This is a genomic window from Streptomyces sp. NRRL F-6676, assembly GCF_000725625.1.
GTDB lineage: Bacteria > Actinomycetota > Actinomycetes > Streptomycetales > Streptomycetaceae > Streptomyces.
In genome coordinates, this window is record NZ_JOHS01000088.1 from 1 (window position 1) to 16356 (window position 16356).

A 16356-nucleotide genomic window follows, 5' to 3' on the forward strand; every position below is an offset into this window, starting at 1 on the left:
ACGATCCACGGCCGAGTACTCACACCATCACGAACGGCCGAATCTTCACACCGGTCACGGCCAACCAGCACGTTTCACCAAGATCGTGTTACGAGCTCTGAGCAGCACCCAGCCCCCGCCCTACCAGTGCCGACCCCCTAAACGAAGTCCGCTCCATTCCCCCTGGGCTCCCACAACGCGGCAAACCCACGCCCGCCCCTGCGCCGGTTACGCGAACGCACCTGGCACATCACAGACCAACTCGACCCCGCCTACGCACAACCAGGACTCCACTGGCTGACAGACCAACCCGAACACGAACGCACCCTCTACGACGACACCGCCCGCTACGTCCTCGCGATCTACCCCCCGGCAGCGAGCGCATGAACGCACCCACCCGCGGCTACTGGTGCGAATGCTGGACCCGGGCCGGAAGCTCCCGGACCTCAAAGCTTCCTTCGACGCCTACTCGGCACCACAGGCAGACCGATGGATCCCAGTCGCCCTCCGCACCATCTCACCGGCCTCGACCCCGCAGCATCCCACGAGGCATGAGAATGGCTCCACAACGGCCGCACCGACACAAGAAGAGCCCTGCTCCGCATGCAGCCCTGCACGGTGACCCTCACCCAAGCCCACACCCGCATCACATGGACGATCCGCCCCGTGACCTTCCTGCCCCTCGCAGACCGCCAAGCCGCCCAACTACCGGCATACGCATACGACTACAGACACCAGGCAACCAACTGAGTTACAACTTTCTCTACCGGTTCAAGGCGGCTCGCTCCGCTCCCCGCGCGCGGCCCGGCCCCCGGCCGGCCCTGCGCTCCTGTCTCCGCCCCGCTCCAGCCCGGCCGACGCCCATGCCGCGCGCAAGAAAGGAGGGGGTACGCCGCGGCTGGTGCGGTTAGCTCCACGGTTTTGCGCAGCCGCTTGGGCGTGAGCCTCGCAAATTCTGGCCATATCTTCCTGCCTTACCGGGCAGGTCCACAGACTGCCCGACGCGCCGGAAGCTTACGGGGCCATGATCACTTGCGCCAAAGCCGCTCCACCGACCTAGAAATGCAAGCCTCAATTACCCCTAACCTCGACCGCACCGTGCACGCGCACTGCCAAACCCTCTACTGCACGCAATACCGATACATCAATCGGTCCGCCACTGCAGTTCAATTCAACACCCTGCAGGTTGGGAAATTTCTCAACCATGACACTCAGGTCAACGAACTCCGCTTCCGACATGGTCAAGTATCTGACCGTCTCCATCGCCGGAATTTTATGCATTATATTCGGCACAGCTGGCCCTCTCAGCTCAAGAGAACAAAGGTGAGGAAGTTTTGCGAACTCTGCCAAGCCATCTATCGGTCTATGGGCTGTGATGGAGAGATCTGAGATCGTAGGCCACTGACTGATTCCCCACAGGGATCCACAACTCATAGGCCCAAGGTAAACAGAAGTCACCCCTGAAGCAGGAAAAAAGTCGCGCAACTCAAAAGAGCGACTATCCGAGTTAACGCGAAATTCTCGCAAGTTGACCAGTCGCGGAATATCCCTCAAGCATTCCACGTTACCCTTCCAAACACTCAGGGACTGAACATTTGAATGATTAAGAGCGGATACGTCCTTGACCTGTCGACAGATATCCAGTGTAAACCTATGGAGCCGCGGATAAAACTCTAAGACCTCAAGGTTCACCAACCGTGAGTTATACCCGATCGTTAGTGATTCAACGTAAGTAGCGTTCGGTAGGGCAGCGAGCTGGCCCGTCTCAAAATCCCCATTGAGGGCGATAGAAACAGGTAGCTTCAGCTGCCCCAGTTCAGCCATTTGCTCAACCGTACTGACCGTCAAGTAGTCAATAGCTTGATTGTGGCGCAGAATTTCACGCGCATATTCTGCAATGTCGTGGCGACTCCAATGCAGTTGCAGGTAGTAAGGAACATCCCCCTTGGTGCACTTTCGGTAGCGTTTGAGGACCGTCATGGCCGGGTCACCGCCCAATAGACCAGCTGTGTGCACTACAGCCTCAGCCTCATGATCCTGCAGACCGTCGGGGCCCGGGAGAAGGTCGAGAATTACTGGTCCGACCTTGGCAAGGTTAGCGGCTTCCTCCCTATTCTTCGGTGGGATTAAACCTTCCGCACGCGAGCGCACCTCTTGTCGAATACCTGGGTCCAATTCTGTTGCGTAATCAAGGCAGGCTGCCGCTAGCAGGTGGAGCCTATGCCTCCCGTCTACATTGGCAGTGAAGCGGTCGCCTCGTGCGATAAGTCGGCGTAGTAGCTGCTGCGCATCCTCAGGACTTGCGTGGGCTACTGCCATGCGGATGACATCTTCCCAACGGTCATCATGGGCATGGTTAACCAACGCGCCGAAGTTCCTTCGTTCCACAGCGAACCGTGCTGCCAAATAATCTTGGAACGTTCGATGCACGAAATCGATACTGTCATCATCTGGAGCACGCAGAAGGCCGCTACGAGAAATTAGATGATTCAAAATTTGTTCAGCAGACCCCTGCTCCGCTACCTCAGGCAGATTCGGCAGCACATCGGTCAAGTGATGTATTGCATCACTTCGGCTAATCTCTGCTTGCCCATTGTCCACCATCCAATAAGCAAGACGTTGCAACAATCGCTTAGCCTGACGCTCGCTTAGTCTTATTCCGCTTGCTTCAATCCCTCGCTCTCGATCTCGACGATCAAGCAACATCGATAGTGCTGCCTCATAAATCTCCATTCGCCCGTGAGGGAGATATCCATGCCGGGCTCTGTGGAGAGCGCAAACCAGGGCCGAAAGCAGCGGAGAGGTCGTCATCTGCGCTAGCCCTCGCTGCGAGCGAACTACGTCCTTAAGGTTCTCTCGCAACTCATTAAGGTGTAGGCGCCCATCGTCAGCATCGACATCCACTGCAGCAGCCTTATGCCACCGGTCAATGAAAACTGCAACATCCCGAGGGTTCATGGAGTGGACAGTCAGCTCACTGAATCCGGAGTGGGCTAGCCACCCCTCATGGACGGCAGCAGGTCGAGTTGTAACCACGTATTGGTTGTCTGGATAGGACGCTAATAGCTCTTCTAGCCAGTCTCTTGTGTTATTGCGGTGATCCCGTGCGACTTCATCGACGCCATCGATTAGAACCAAGCCGCGGCCCGCTGATAAAACTCGATCAACCCACCCCGTCGGCTGATCATCAGCAAGCTGGCAGCCCACAGCCTTCAGGTAACCGCCAGGCGAGGGTAGACGGCCAATTCGTGTCAGGGTTCTCAAGCGAAGGAAAAACGGGACGCAGTCATTTAGATGAGCCAGTTCCTGAGAAAAATTGCGGCGCGCTGCAGTGACTGCGAGCCATTGAAGCAACGTTGTTTTACCGCAGCCAGCGAGGCCGCGAACCAAGACTCGGCGCCGGCCAGTCAGTGCTTTCTCTACTCGGATTTCGTTCGGTGACCGCCGCAACCCTGCTCTCGTATCCGAGGAGTCCGAGCTTTCATTTACATCACCCAAACTAAGACTCAGATAAGCAACATCAAGGGGCCAAGAAGGCCGACCAGGGTGACTGAGATCTATACCGATGATAGATAGCTTCTCCCATCGGTTCTCAATGTATTGCAAATATCTTCTCTCGAAGAGATTCTCCCCTGCAACCATGCCACTTGCAATAGCCGCAGCTTCACCGGGTGGAGGCCCAGAGTTCTTGTTACGAGGAGGGAGAGCCTGGCGTCGCAGCTCCAGCAGTGGCCGCGAGCCAATGTTCAGCACTTTCGCTAATGCGATCACGGTTTCTTCTGTGGGCACAGATGCGCCATTTAAGGCTTTGCTCACGGTCGTGCGGCTCAGCCCCGCCCTGCCGGCCAGCGCGGCAACAGGGATGCGCCGTTCAGCTCGGAGGCTCCTGAAGGTCTCTGATAGCCCCTTAAGCGCTTCCGCGCGATCTTGGTGAGCTGTGTTCTGAGAGTTCGCCGTGGCCATCCCCACCCCGCCCTGTGTGCTGACCTGTTCATCTTCGTTCAGCGTGCACTCCCATGCACACCCTTTGGTTCAACGTCTGCTGCATCGCATCTGCTGCATCGGAAGGAAGCCCATGAACACGACTGCTGGGGTACTGAGCCTCCTCGTTCTGACGGTCCTCATCACGGGTGTCGTCGCAGCATTGGTTGGCGCCTTGACCGGGGTTCTAGCACGGCTTGAGGGTGAGTCTGTGGCAGGAGCTCTGCGGTGCGCTGGTACCGCATTCGCAACCACCCTGACCGTTCTGACGGCTTTGGTTGCCCTCGCTGTTAGCGTCCTCCGTTGAACCAGGTCAACTGCTTCTGACGTCCAAGACTGACATCAACGACGTGGGACGGGGCGTACACCACTTCCCCCCTTGAAGCTGTAGTCGTCGGCACGGCAGGCGTCGAGACCAGTCGGCCGCAGCCGTGCCAGACGCACGCCAGATCCTGCAGGGAACTATGGGTAACACCGGGCACTCGGTCCGCCCCCAACCACGCGTCAACATCGTTTCACCTCAGGTCATCCTCGATGGAAACCTTTGATGCTCTGAGCCTCCCAAGCTGATGGCTCAGTAGCACGTGCCGGTTGCCGTCGCTTGCTCTGGCCGACGGCATTGGCAGCGTGGTGAAGGTCGGTGGGGGTGCAGCGAGGCACACGCGCGCCTGTTTGCTCGACGCACCCACCGGCGTGGCTGACTGTCGTCGGCTGAGGTTCGTGCCACAACCGTGCCAGATGCGTGGGTCAGCCACGGTCAACACCGGTGCCCTGCGGTCGAGTAGTCGTCTGCATCCTCGGCTGGCGAAGTCGCAGCTCAGCCAGTGGATCCCCCAGCCTCTCTCTCCTAAAGCGGGTGTCGCAGGTTCGAATCCTGCCGGGGGGACAGAGAGAAGGGCGCCTACGGGCTCTGGTAGGTACCCAGGGTTACATGGCCGACGGCCCTCTGCCAGCGGCTCAGGCGGCGTGCGGGGTGAAGGTGACATGTGAGTCGTCTTCGTCGATGGTCAGGTTCAGCGTGCCGTCCAGGGCCTTGGCCAAGCGCCGCAGCAGCGGGAGAGTCGGCACGGTGTCGCCGCCCTCCATCCGGGAGACCTGGGGTTGAGTCATCCCGGCTCGCTCCGCCAGTTCCGTCTGGGAGAGGCCGAGCTCGATCCGGCGGTTGTAGACCGCCTGCCCGAGATCGCCGGCCAGTCGCGCATCGACGTACTCCTGGTCGTACTCCACCGCCTCACCCGCAAGCTGCCGGGTCCGGCGCGTCCTCCACGTGCTGTGATTCATCAACTCTCCTTGCGCCGCTCGTACGTGTGCTGGGCGTGGCCGTGTTCGCCCTCGCAGACCTTCTGCGCTTGGTGCGCACGCTCGACTTCCGCTGCTTCACGCATCCTCGTCTTACGGAAGACCGTCAGCAGCACGATCCGTTGTCCTGGCGCGAGCCAGTACGGGATGCGTACGGCTTCGCCGTCCAACTCGAAGCGGAGTTCACGTAGCTTGCCACCCAGGTGCCGCGAGTAGGGCTCGCCGAGGGTCGTCGGCTCGTCCAGCAGGCGGTCCGTCTTGTCCTCGACCCGCCGGTAGAGGCGGAACGGAAGCAGTTCCAGCCAATCCCGTACCTCGGGTTCGATCAAGATGCCTACCGCAAACCCCCACGGCCTCCAAGTCGGGCACCAGGTGGTGCGCCGCTTGCCCGGGGATCTCCCCGGGGAGGCGTTCCCTTCAGTCTCGGGCTTCTGGTTCGGGGCCGTTCGCGTGGGTGTTTGGTTGCCGGCCATCCGCAGGCGAGCCGCCGCGGCAACTCCTGGGTTCAGTAACCGAGATGCTGCGTCAGGAGGTGGGCGAAGCCTCGTAGACCGGACAACCGCGTGGTCATCAGGTTCCTGTGGCATTCAGTGCTGGTGTCCGGCGCCGGTGCCAATGAGGCCCGATGGCGGCAAGCAGCAGCGCTCCTGGACGGCTGCCGGTCCGGCAGGCGACGACGGGGTCCGGCGGCTTCTCGAGCCGGCTCCCCGTAGAGTCGCCGCATGGTGACTGCGACTGTTCGTGAATGGTTCGACGAGGAGGGGTGGGGGGTGCTCGACTGCCCTGAGACGCCCGGTGGTTGCTGGGGCCACTTCTCCGACATCCAGGTGCAGGGCTTCCGTACGCTGTCGCCGGGGCAACGGGTGGATCTCGAGTGGGAGGCCCCCGGCTTCAAGCAGGACGGGTACGACTACCGGGCAGTGAAGATTGTGCCCCGGACGGCCTGACGTCCCACATCCGCATCGGACTTCACCCGCAGGGCCCGGAGCCCTGGCGTCAGCCTTCGTGGGGAGCCGCGGCTGATCACCGCGGCACAGACGCGGCCGTACGCCGGCCGCCTCGGGATCGAAGGGGCGGCGGGGGCCCGGCGCCACCCGCCGGCGCGAATCATGAGGTCGGTGCCGAGGAGTCCCTGCTCGTACGTCGAGCGGGCAGTGGGCGTGCGTAACCTCCGCTTCACCCTCCGGCCGCCCCCTCTTCCCGTACAACCCTTCCGCCCCACCGGAGGTCATGCCTTCAGTTCGTACGTATGTTCTGGACGACTGGAGAGGAACCCATGTCACGGCCCCTTCGCAAGCGTTCCCGGAGTTCCGCCGTTCTCGGTGCAGCCGCTGTCGTGGCGGCGCTGGCCGGTGGTCTGCTCGTTGCCGTGCCCGGCAGTGCGAGTGCCGCGCCGTCGGGGTTCGGTGACGACTTCAACGGTGACGGGTACCACGACCTGGCCACCGCCGCCCCGGGGGCCGTCGCGGGCGGGAAGGCGAAGGCGGGTGCCGTCGTCGTCAACTACGGCTCGTCCGGCGGGATCACCGCCGCGAACCACGAGATCACCACGCAGAGTTCCTCCGGCGTGCCCGGCGCCTCGGAGGCCGACGACCGCTTCGGCACCGAGCTCGCGCACGGCGACCTCAACAACGACGGCTACGGCGACCTCGTCGTCGGCATCCCGCTGGAGGACGTCAGCGGTGACGTCGACGGCGGTTCGGTGACGATCCTGTGGGGCAGCTCGTCCGGGCTGTCGGGCGGTACGACGGTCAGCGACCCGAACGCCTCCGGCCACGACAGGTTCGGCCAGTCCCTCACGGTCGGCGACTTCACCGGCGACGGGAAGGACGACCTCGCGGTCGGCTCCACCGGCAAGGACGTGTGGATCTTCAAGGGCGGCTTCACCAAGTCCGGCGGCGCGGCCGGGAAGCTCCGCCTCGACGCGGACATCGAGGCCGGCTCGTACCCGGACGGCGCGGTCCAGCTCGCCGCCGGTGACTTCGACGGCGACCGGACGGACGACCTGGTCGTGTCGTCGTTCGCCGGCAGCTTCGTCTACCTGGGCGGCTCGGCCGGGCCCACGTTTCAGACGAAGGCGGGCACCGGGCTCGCCGCCGCGCTCACCGTGGCCGACTTCGACCTCGACGGCCACGACGACCTGGTCGTCGGCGACGACCTGCCCGGGATCGGCGCGCCCGCGAAGGGCGGCTACGTCACCGTGGTCTACGGCGGCGACGCCGGCGTGGACACCGCCCGCAGCGCCGTCTTCAGCCAGGCCACCCCGGGTGTGCCGGGGGCGGACGAGTACAACGACTCGTTCGGCTGCGCGCTCGCCGCGGGCGACGTCGACCGCGACGACTACCCGGACCTGGCCGTGGGCGCGAACTTCGAGACCATCGGGGACGCGGCGGAGGCCGGCAACGTCTGGGTGCTGCACGGCGGCCCCTCCGGGCTGACGGCGACCGGTGCCGTCTCCCTCAACCAGGGCACCCCGGGCGTCCCCGGCGCCAACGAGTCCTCGGATCTGTTCGGCGACACGGTCCACCTCGCCGACCACAACAACGACGACCGCGCCGATCTGTCCGTGGGCGCGGGCGGCGAGAACAGCGACGACGGCGCGGTGTGGTCCCTGCGCGGCTCCGCCGACGGCATCACCACCACCGGCGCGGTCAGCTTCAGCGCCCCGACCGTCGGCATCGGCGAATCGGGCGCCGACCCCATGTTCGGGTACACCATGTCGGGCGCCTGAGCAGCAGGCCGGTCGGGCCCCCTCGGGCGCCTGAGCAGCGGACGCCCTCGGACGCCCGGGGGGCCCGACCCGAGGGCGTCCGGACGGCTCCGGACGGCTCCGGACGGCTCCGGACGGCTCTCCTCGTACCCCATTACCTGTACTCGCGGAGTCAGAGTTCGGCGAAACGCGTGAGCAGTTTTCCTGTAGCAATAAACCGAGTGATATCGCTCAACTCACGCCGAACGCCGTGACGTGCTACTGTCGATTCCAGTTGCAGTTGTGGTTCCCGAATCTTCGAGCACTTTCCGGCCGGCTTCCCGCCGCCGAGGTGCTCGCGCATTACCGGTTTTTTTCTCCGGGCGGGGTGATCATCACGGCGACACGGCGTTCGCACAGTGCGGATGCCGACGCATCCCCGAAGGAGATATGACATGGCCACCGGTACCGTGAAGTGGTTCAACGCCGAAAAGGGTTTCGGCTTCATCGAGCAGGACGGCGGCGGCGCCGACGTCTTCGCCCACTACTCGAACATCGCCGCCCAGGGCTTCCGTGAGCTGCTCGAGGGCCAGAAGGTGAGCTTCGACATCGCGCAGGGCCAGAAGGGCCCGACGGCCGAGAACATCGTTCCCGCCTAGAGCCGACGCGCATAGCACGTAGCTGGGGCCCGCATCCCTTGGGGTGCGGGCCCCAGCTGCTCGTTTTTCCACGACGTCCGCGGCGGACATCCCCATGACGCGCCCGTCCCCATGACGCGCCCGTCCCCATGACGCGCCGTCCCCATGACGCGCCCCGTCGCATGGATGATTTCAGCGCCTGTGCCCGCGCGCATTCCCCGCCGGCCAGATTCGCTTTCGCGTTCCACCGGTCCCGTATCGCGATTCACCGCGCCGCTCATCGTGTGCGGGAATTCCTTGATACGTGCCGCATCAAGGAAGGTTCCGCATGAACCGCACGCGCAACACCGACCGCTTTTCCCGCACCCGGAACGGGGGCGCCGCCTCCGGGAAGAACGGCGGCCGGTTCGGTGCACCGTTCCACGGGCGCTCGGGCGGCCCGGCCCGTTCCGGTGGCCACGGCCGCCGCCCCGTCGCCGCCGGCGGTGAGTTCACTCTTCCCGAGACCATCACCCCGGCGCTGCCCGCCGCGGCGCACTTCGCCGATCTCGACATGCCCGCGGGCCTGCTGGCCGAGCTCGTCCGACAGGGCGTGACCGTGCCGTTCCCGATTCAGGGCGCGACGCTGCCGAACTCCCTCGCCGGCCGTGATGTCCTGGGCCGCGGGCGCACCGGTTCCGGCAAGACCCTCGCCTTCGGGCTCGCCCTGCTGACCCGTACGGCCGGGCGGCGCGCCGAGCCCCGGCAGCCGCTGGGACTGGTCCTCGTACCGACGCGTGAGCTGGCCCAGCAGGTCACCGACGCGCTCACACCGTACGCCCGCTCCGTGAAGCTGCGGCTGGCCACGGTGGTGGGAGGGGTGTCGATCGGCAGGCAGTCCCACGCACTGCGCGGTGGTGCCGAGGTCGTCGTCGCCACGCCGGGACGTCTGAAGGATCTCATCGACCGCGGCGACTGCCGGCTGGACCGGGTGTCGGTCACCGTTCTCGACGAGGCGGACCAGATGGCCGACATGGGCTTCATGCCGCAGGTCACCGCGCTGCTCGACCAGGTCGACCCGGAGGGCCAGCGGATGCTGTTCTCCGCCACCCTCGACCGCAACGTCGACTCCCTCGTGCGCCGTTACCTGCACGATCCCGTCGTGCACTCCGTCGACCCCTCGGCCGGCGCGGTCACCACGATGGAGCACCACGTCCTGCACGTCCGCGGCGCCGACAAGCACGAGGCCACCACGCAGATCGCCGCCCGCGACGGCCGCGTGCTCATGTTCCTGGACACCAAGCACGCCGTCGACCGTCTCACCGCGCACCTCCTCGACAGCGGTGTCCGGGCCGCCGCCCTGCACGGGGGCAAGTCGCAGCCGCAGCGCACCCGTACGCTGGCGCAGTTCAAGACCGGGCACGTCGGCGTCCTGGTGGCGACCAACGTCGCGGCGCGCGGCATCCACGTCGACAGCCTCGACCTCGTCGTCAACGTCGATCCGCCGGCCGACCACAAGGACTACCTCCACCGCGGCGGCAGGACCGCCCGCGCCGGGGAGTCGGGCAGTGTCGTCACCCTGGTCACCCCGGACCAGCGCCGTGCCATGACCCGTCTGATGGCGGCGGCCGGCATTGTGCCGCAGACCACCGAGGTCCGCGCCGGCGGAGAGGCCCTGCGGCGCATCACCGGCGCCCAGGCTCCCTCCGGCGTCCCGGTCGTCGTCACCGCGCCGGTGGTCGAGCGTCCCAAGCGCGGCGCCGCCTCGCGCGGCCGGCGCCGATCCGTCCCAGCGGCCCGGCGCGCTCCCGGGACACGGTCCGGCACCGGGGCCGCGGCCTCCTAGAACGCCGTGCTTCTGAAACACCGTGCTCCTGGAACACCGTGCCGAGCCGCCGCCGAGACGGCGGCCGTTCGGCACACCGGCCGGGGCACCCCGGCTGGGCACACCGGCCGGGCACATCGCGGGACCGCGGCCCGGTCACCGCGCTGATCAGCGAACGAGTCCATCCCACAGGAGGCACCTATTGACGCTGACCGAGAACTTTCCCCTTCCGGCCGGCGCCGACGCCGTGCGGGCGGCCGGGCCGCAGGTCTGGGACGACATGACGGTCGAGGTGGCGTTGTTCGTGATGGCCGCCGCCCGAACGGATCACCTCGTCATCTGTGACGCGGACGGCCGGAGCACCGGCCTCGTCACCCTGGCCCGGCTCACCGCCCTACGGAACGGTTCCGGCTACACGGACCGGGTCCGCCTGCGCGACGTCGCCGACCTGCACGGCGCCTACGCCCCGCCGCCGACCGCGCCGACCGCGGTCGCCGAGCCCGAGCAGGCGATGCGGCACCGCCGGTTCGGCACTCCGCACCCGGTCGCCGAACACGGCGGCGCCCCCGGCGTCCTCGCCCTGTCCCGCTGAGCCACCGCACCCCACCGCGGCCGGCCCCCTCCTCCCCTTCTGCCTGTGAGGCATCATGCGCTGTGTCATCGCCCGCTTCCCGTTCGAACTGACCAAGGGGGGCGTGCTCGAATCGATGAAGGACGTCAAGCCCGAGCCGGTCACCGGCGACTCCGTGATCATCGGGCGCCGTCGTTACCCGGCCAAGCAGGTCGGCCAGGTCCTCACCCGTCAGGACCGCCGCGACTTCACCGGCCGGGAGATCATCAGGGCGATGAACCGGCTCGGCTTCACCTGCCGCACCGCTCCCGAGGCCGCGACCGCGACCGCGCGGATCGTCGATCCGCTCCAGCGGGCCTCCGCGTTGCTCGGCAGTCCCGCATCCGCCTGACCGGCGGCCCCCGGCCCGGCCGACCGCCCGCCGGCGAGTGGCGGCGAGAGCACGCACGAGGCTCCCGGCGGTGGAACCATGGGCACCGTTCCGGCCGGCTGGGCCACCTCGCGGGCCGTCCGGGTGGGCCGGTACATAGAATGCTGTCTCATGCCGAAGCCTGACGAGCTGATCACTGGCATCGCCGCCCTCGTGGAATCGGGGCAGAGCAGCCGAATGTCCCTGACCGTGGTCACTGGCGGTGCCGTCCTCACGGGGCGCCTGGCTCCCGAAGCCGTCTGGAGGCAACGGGTGTCGGAGGTGCTGACGGGTTCCGCCCAGCTGAAGGAGTTCGCCGCCATCTTCGACACCGTCGCGAAGAGGGACGGACCGCCCACGCACCTGCACTTCCACGTCGCCCGGATCTTGCAGGGCACGATGGGAATCCCGGAGACGGGCGGAATGTACCGCGTCGCGATCGAGGACGTCAGCGCGTGGACCGTGGGCGACTTCAGCTACTCCGAACACTGACCCACCGGCCCCGGGCCTCCGGCCGACCCGCCTCGACCCCGGCCCCGGTCGTGGGCCACGGGCCACGGCGTGCGCCTCCGGCGGTCCGCGGCCGTCTGCCGTCTGCCGTACGGATACGCTCAGGCGTCCGCCTTGCGGCTGGGGCCGGCGGCATCGCGGCGCAGTTCGTCGTTGATGCGCCGGGCCTCTTCGAGCTGGTCCTCGAGGATGATGATGCGGCAGGCCGCCTCGATGGAGGTGCCCTGGTCGACCATCTCCCGTGCGCGGGCCGCGATGCGCAGCTGGTAGCGGGAGTAGCGGCGGTGGCCGCCCTCGGAGCGCAGGGGCGTGATGAGGCGGGCTTCACCGAGGGCGCGCAGGAAGGCGGGCGTGGTGCCGAGCATCTCGGCCGCCCGCCCCATGGTGTAGGCCGGGTAGTCGTCGTCGTCGATTCGGTCGAGCGGGGTTTCTGCGGTCATCTGCACCTCTGATCGGGTCATACGTCGAGGGGCCTTGGTGCCGTACGGCACCAAGGCCCCGAGGGATTTGTAACACCACCGACCGGCTTATTGCGACGCCGGCCTTATGTTTCCGCACTCGCCCCTGATGCGAGGCCGTAGTGCGGGGATCGCGGATGCGTGACCGTGGGACCACCTTCCGTTCCGGGGCCTGCGGTACCCGGGCCGACCTTTCCCGCCCGGGCGATCCCGATGGCGTTCGCCTCCTTCTCTCATCCTTGCGATGAACCTCTTGCCACTGCGGATTCTGCGTACTGCCAGCGGCGGCCCTGAGCTGGCCACCGGGCCCGGCGGTCAGCGACGGGACCACTATCGACTTCGGCCCCGCCACTCCACCGCCGTGCCACAACTTCGTTCCGCTTGCGGGCAGTTCGTGTCTGCCACGCCTCGTGGACTTCTTGGCTACGGACAACACACTAACCCCGGCGCGGGCGCATGTCTACAGTAGCCACAACAGATTTCCGTCCGTGCGAGTGAAAGGTTCCGCATCGGCACTGGTCACGCCCATGTCCGCGCAGAGCGCGTGAGCAGAGCACGCGCGCAGAGCACGCGAGCAGAGCGCGTGAGGGGTTCACGCCTGCGCGTGCGGCGTCCGGACGCCGGGGTTCCGGGGCGGTGGGTCCCGGGCACGTGGGTCCCGGGCAGGTGGGTCCCGGACCCGGTTTGGGGCGCCGGGCCGTACGCGGGAGGATCGTGGCGTGCGCGGGGATGAGCGGGTACGGCTGCGGGTGGCGCTCTTCGGCGAGTTCGAGGTGCGGTGCGGTGACGCCGTCGTGGACGTCGCCGGGGCCCGGATCCGCGGGCTGCTCGCGCGGCTGGCGCTGGCCGGAGGGCGGACGGTCGAGGCGGGGACGCTGGTCGACGCGCTGTGGGGGCGGGAGCTGCCCGCCGACCCGGCGAACGCCCTCCAGTCGCTCGTCTCCCGGCTGCGCCGGCTGCTCGGCGGGGGCCGGACGGTGCTGCGGTCCGAGAGCGGTTACCGCCTCGGCCTCACACCGGACGACGTCGACGTCCTGCGGTTCGAGCGGCTCGCGGCGCACGGCCGCGACCGGCTGCGCGCCGGGGATCCCGGCGCGGCTGCGGAGGCGCTGGGCGGGGCCGTCGCGCTCTACGACGAACCGTCGGTGGTCGCCGCGGTCGCTCCGGCGGTCGCGACGCGGCTGGAGCGCGCCGTCGTCGAGGCGGCCACGGATCTGGCCGAGGCCGAGCTGGTGCTCGGCCGTGCCGACGACGCCGTCGCCCGGCTGGCGGCCCTCCTCGCCGAGCATCCGGCGGACGAGCGGCCGGCCGCGCTCCTGATGGACGCGCTCGCCGCGCAGGGGCGCCAGGCGGACGCGCTCGCCGTCTACGAACGCGTCCGCGAGAGCCTCGCCGACCGGCTCGGCGCGGATCCCGGCACGGCCCTGCGCGAGCGTCATCTGCGGTTGTTGCGGGTGCCGGGTGCGTTGGGGGTGGCGGGGGCGACCGGTGCGACGGGGGTGCGGGGTTCGGGTGGTGCGGGAGCCGCAGGCGGTCCTGGTACTGCGGACGGCCCGGGGGCTGCGGGCGGGCCAGGGGCCGCAGGCGGCCCGGGGGCCGCGGGCGGTCGGGGTGCCGTGGCCGGGGGAGGCCTTTCCCCTGTTTCGGTTTCCGGCTCCGCTCCGGAACCGGGAACCGGGCCGGCGCCCGTAGCGGCTCCCGCGAACGCTCCGGTTCCCGGAGCCGCGGCCGAACCGGGTTCCGGGGCCCTCCCCTCCCCAGCCGTCGGCAATCTTCCCTCCCCTCTGACCAGCTTCGTCGGGCGTGAGGGGGATCTTGGGCGGGTCGGTGCGCTGCTCGCGGCCGGGCGGCTGGTGACCGTCGTCGGGGCGGGTGGGGCCGGGAAGACGCGGCTCGCCGTCGAGGCGGGGCGCCGGCACCAGGGCGCGTACCGCGACGGGGTATGGCTGGTCGATCTCGCCGCGGTCGCCGAGCCGGCCAAGGTCGGCGCGGCCGTGCTCACCGCCATCGGGCTGCGCGGCGCCGCGCTCTTCGACGCCTCCGGGGGCCGGCTCCGCACCGGCACCGACGCCGACGCCGACGCCGACGAGGTGGACCTCCTCGTCGACCGGCTCGGCGGCCGGGAGAGTCTGCTCCTGGTCGACAACTGCGAACACCTGATCGACGCCGTCGCCCAGCTGCTCGCGACGCTGCTGCCGCGCTGCCCCGCGCTGCGGGTGCTGGCCACCAGCCGCGAGCCGCTCGCCATCGACGGCGAGGCGCTGGTCCCGCTGGGTCCGCTGCCCCTCCCCGATGACGGCGACGGGGGCGGGGACGCGGACGCGGGGCACGGCGCGGGCGCGGGCGCGGGCGGCGAAGGGAACGGCCTGGAACGGGTCCGCCGTGCCCCCTCGGTGCGGCTGTTCGCCGAGCGGGCCGCCGCCGTACGCCCCGGGTTCGTCGTCGACGAGGAGACCCGCGCCGACGTCGTACGGCTGGTGCGCGGCCTCGACGGCCTGCCGCTCGCCCTGGAGCTGGCGGCGGCCCGGCTGCGGACCCTGTCGCCGGCCGAGCTCGCCGCCGGGCTGTCCGACCGGTTCCGGCTGCTCGCCACGGGCAACCGGGCCGCCTCCCCGCGCCACCGCACGCTGCGCGCGGTCATCGCCTGGAGCTGGGACCTGCTCGACGACGCCGAGCGCACGGTGGCCGAACGGATCTCCGTCCTGCCCGGCGGCGTCACACCGGAGTCCGCCGCCGCGCTCTGCGCGGGCACGACGGTGCCCCCGGACGGCGTGCCCGAGCTGCTCGCCGCCCTGACCGACAAGTCGCTGCTGCACCGCGCGCCCGGCACCGGCCGCTACCGCATGCTCGAGACCCTGCGCGAGTACGGGACCGAGCGGCTCGCCCAGCGCGGCGACCTCCGTGCCGTACGGGACCTCGCCTCGCGTCATCTCGCCCGGCTGGTCGCGCGCGAGGAGCCGTTGCTGCGGGGGCCCGGTCAGCTCGACGCGCTGCGCGTGCTGCGTGGCGAATACGACAACGCGCTCGCCGCGCTGCGGCATCTGTGCGACAGCAGTGCCGCCGGGGCGGCCGTCGCGCTCGCGATGGATCTCTCCTGGTACTGGCACATCCTGGGGCGGCATGCGGAGGCGGCGTACTGGCAGGAGCGGGCGTTGGCCCTGCCCGTCGGCGAGGGGGGCGTGGAAGGGCGTGGCGGCTCGGATTCCGGCGCGTTCGGTTCCGGTTTCGGTTCTGGTGCTGTCGGTTCCGGTTCCGGTACCGGTACCGGTTTCGGTTTCGGTTCCGGTACCGGTGCCTTCGGGGTCGGGTCGGTCGATCGGGATGCGGCCGAGGCCATCTCTCTGCTCAATCGGATCAACGCCCGTTCGCCGCTCGGTGTCGAGGCGGTGGACGAGAACGAGGCCGCCCTGCGCGACCTCGCCGACCGGCTGCTCGCGCACCCCTCGCTGTCCGGGTTCGCCGGTGTCCTCGCCGCCATCACGCTGCACTTCCTGCGCGAGCACGAGGCCTCGCGCGCGCTGGTGCGGCGTCTCGTCGACGGTCCCGACGTGTGGTTGTCCGGGCTCGCCCATATGTTCCGCGCCTCGTTCGCCGAGAACGAGGGCGATCTGGAGACGATGCGCGTCGACGTGGCCGCCGCGCTCGACGCCTATCGGCGGGCCGGGGACCGGTGGGGGCTGGCCACCGCGCTGCCGATGCGTGCGCTGCTGCGGCAGTACGACGGTGATCTCGACGGTGCGTTGGCGGATCTGTCCGAAGCGCGGGTCCACGCGGGGGAGTTCGGCTCGCTGAGCCTGTCCGACGAGGTGTTCCTCGACGTGCGCTGGATCGAGCTGCGGGTGCGGCGGGGTGAGGACGAGCGGGCGCGGGTGCTGCTCGACGGGCTCCACGAGCGGGTGGTGCGGGCGGGGTCGCCGGAACTCGGTGTCGTGGTGGGTGCGTTGGAGGCCGGGTTGTGGCTGCGGCTGGGGGATGTGGAGCGGGCGGGGGTGCGGCTCGACGCGGTCGAGGCGGGGGG

At 68.2% G+C, this 16356-nt stretch carries 12 protein-coding genes, 1 tRNA gene and 2 pseudogenes; 10 read left to right on the forward strand and 5 right to left on the reverse strand.

Annotated features, from left to right (window positions below; genetic code table 11):
* The first annotated feature begins 362 nt into the window (after positions 1–362).
* Positions 363–729 (forward strand): annotated as a pseudogene (locus IO29_RS39815) (hypothetical protein).
* Positions 730–1050: 321 nt separating this feature from the next.
* On the opposite strand, the gene IO29_RS39820 reads toward IO29_RS39815, so the two are convergent.
* Together IO29_RS39820 and IO29_RS40430 are read right to left on the reverse strand one after the other, a co-directional pair.
* Positions 1051–2712 (reverse strand): NACHT domain-containing protein, encoded by a 1662-nt coding sequence (locus IO29_RS39820; protein ID WP_234307699.1) that lies wholly within the window; start codon positions 2710–2712, stop codon positions 1051–1053.
* Between the two features lie 189 nt (positions 2713–2901).
* Positions 2902–3942 (reverse strand): annotated as a pseudogene (locus IO29_RS40430) (NACHT domain-containing protein); the annotation flags it as partial.
* An 832-nt stretch (positions 3943–4774) separates the two neighbouring features.
* Here IO29_RS40430 and IO29_RS38700 point away from each other — a divergent pair.
* A tRNA-Arg gene (locus IO29_RS38700) sits at positions 4775–4843 on the forward strand.
* Between the two features lie 74 nt (positions 4844–4917).
* On the opposite strand, the gene IO29_RS30275 is transcribed toward IO29_RS38700, so the two are convergent.
* Positions 4918–5241, reverse strand: a complete 324-nt coding sequence (locus tag IO29_RS30275) for a helix-turn-helix domain-containing protein (protein ID WP_030383235.1) — start codon at positions 5239–5241, stop codon at positions 4918–4920.
* Positions 5241–5591, reverse strand: coding sequence for a type II toxin-antitoxin system RelE/ParE family toxin (locus IO29_RS30280; protein WP_030383236.1), 351 nt, complete (start codon positions 5589–5591; stop codon positions 5241–5243). The genes IO29_RS30275 and IO29_RS30280 overlap by 1 nt, the downstream gene beginning before the upstream one ends.
* Positions 5592–5981: 390 nt before the next feature.
* On the opposite strand from IO29_RS30280, the gene IO29_RS30285 reads away from it, so the two are divergent.
* From IO29_RS30285 to IO29_RS30315, 7 genes are all read left to right on the forward strand, one after another.
* Positions 5982–6206, forward strand: a complete 225-nt coding sequence (locus IO29_RS30285) for a S1 domain-containing protein (RefSeq protein WP_030383237.1) — start codon at positions 5982–5984, stop codon at positions 6204–6206.
* A gap of 422 nt (positions 6207–6628) precedes the next feature.
* Positions 6629–7990 (forward strand): FG-GAP and VCBS repeat-containing protein, encoded by a 1362-nt coding sequence (locus IO29_RS30290; protein ID WP_234307700.1) that lies wholly within the window; start codon positions 6629–6631, stop codon positions 7988–7990.
* A 413-nt stretch (positions 7991–8403) separates the two neighbouring features.
* Positions 8404–8607: a cold-shock protein gene (locus IO29_RS30295; protein WP_004986771.1), complete on the forward strand. Its 204-nt coding sequence runs from the start codon at positions 8404–8406 to the stop codon at positions 8605–8607.
* 307 nt (positions 8608–8914) lie between these two features.
* Entirely contained in the window at positions 8915–10411 is a 1497-nt protein-coding gene (locus IO29_RS30300) for a DEAD/DEAH box helicase (protein ID WP_030383239.1), read from the forward strand.
* 181 nt (positions 10412–10592) lie between these two features.
* Positions 10593–10982 (forward strand): CBS domain-containing protein, encoded by a 390-nt coding sequence (locus tag IO29_RS30305; RefSeq protein ID WP_051708017.1) that lies wholly within the window; start codon positions 10593–10595, stop codon positions 10980–10982.
* Between the two features lie 55 nt (positions 10983–11037).
* On the forward strand, positions 11038–11352 hold the full coding sequence (locus IO29_RS30310; protein ID WP_030383241.1) for an SCO5918 family protein: 315 nt from the start codon (positions 11038–11040) through the stop codon (positions 11350–11352).
* A 150-nt stretch (positions 11353–11502) separates the two neighbouring features.
* Entirely contained in the window at positions 11503–11862 is a 360-nt protein-coding gene (locus IO29_RS30315; RefSeq protein WP_030383242.1) for a hypothetical protein, read from the forward strand.
* 119 nt (positions 11863–11981) lie between these two features.
* Here IO29_RS30315 and IO29_RS30320 read toward each other — a convergent pair whose 3' ends face one another.
* Positions 11982–12320, reverse strand: coding sequence for a MerR family transcriptional regulator (locus tag IO29_RS30320; RefSeq protein ID WP_030383243.1), 339 nt, complete (start codon positions 12318–12320; stop codon positions 11982–11984).
* Positions 12321–13057: 737 nt separating this feature from the next.
* On the opposite strand from IO29_RS30320, the gene IO29_RS30325 reads away from it, so the two are divergent.
* Positions 13058–16356: AfsR/SARP family transcriptional regulator (locus tag IO29_RS30325; RefSeq protein ID WP_051848712.1), on the forward strand; the 3299-nt coding region annotated here is incomplete at its 3' end.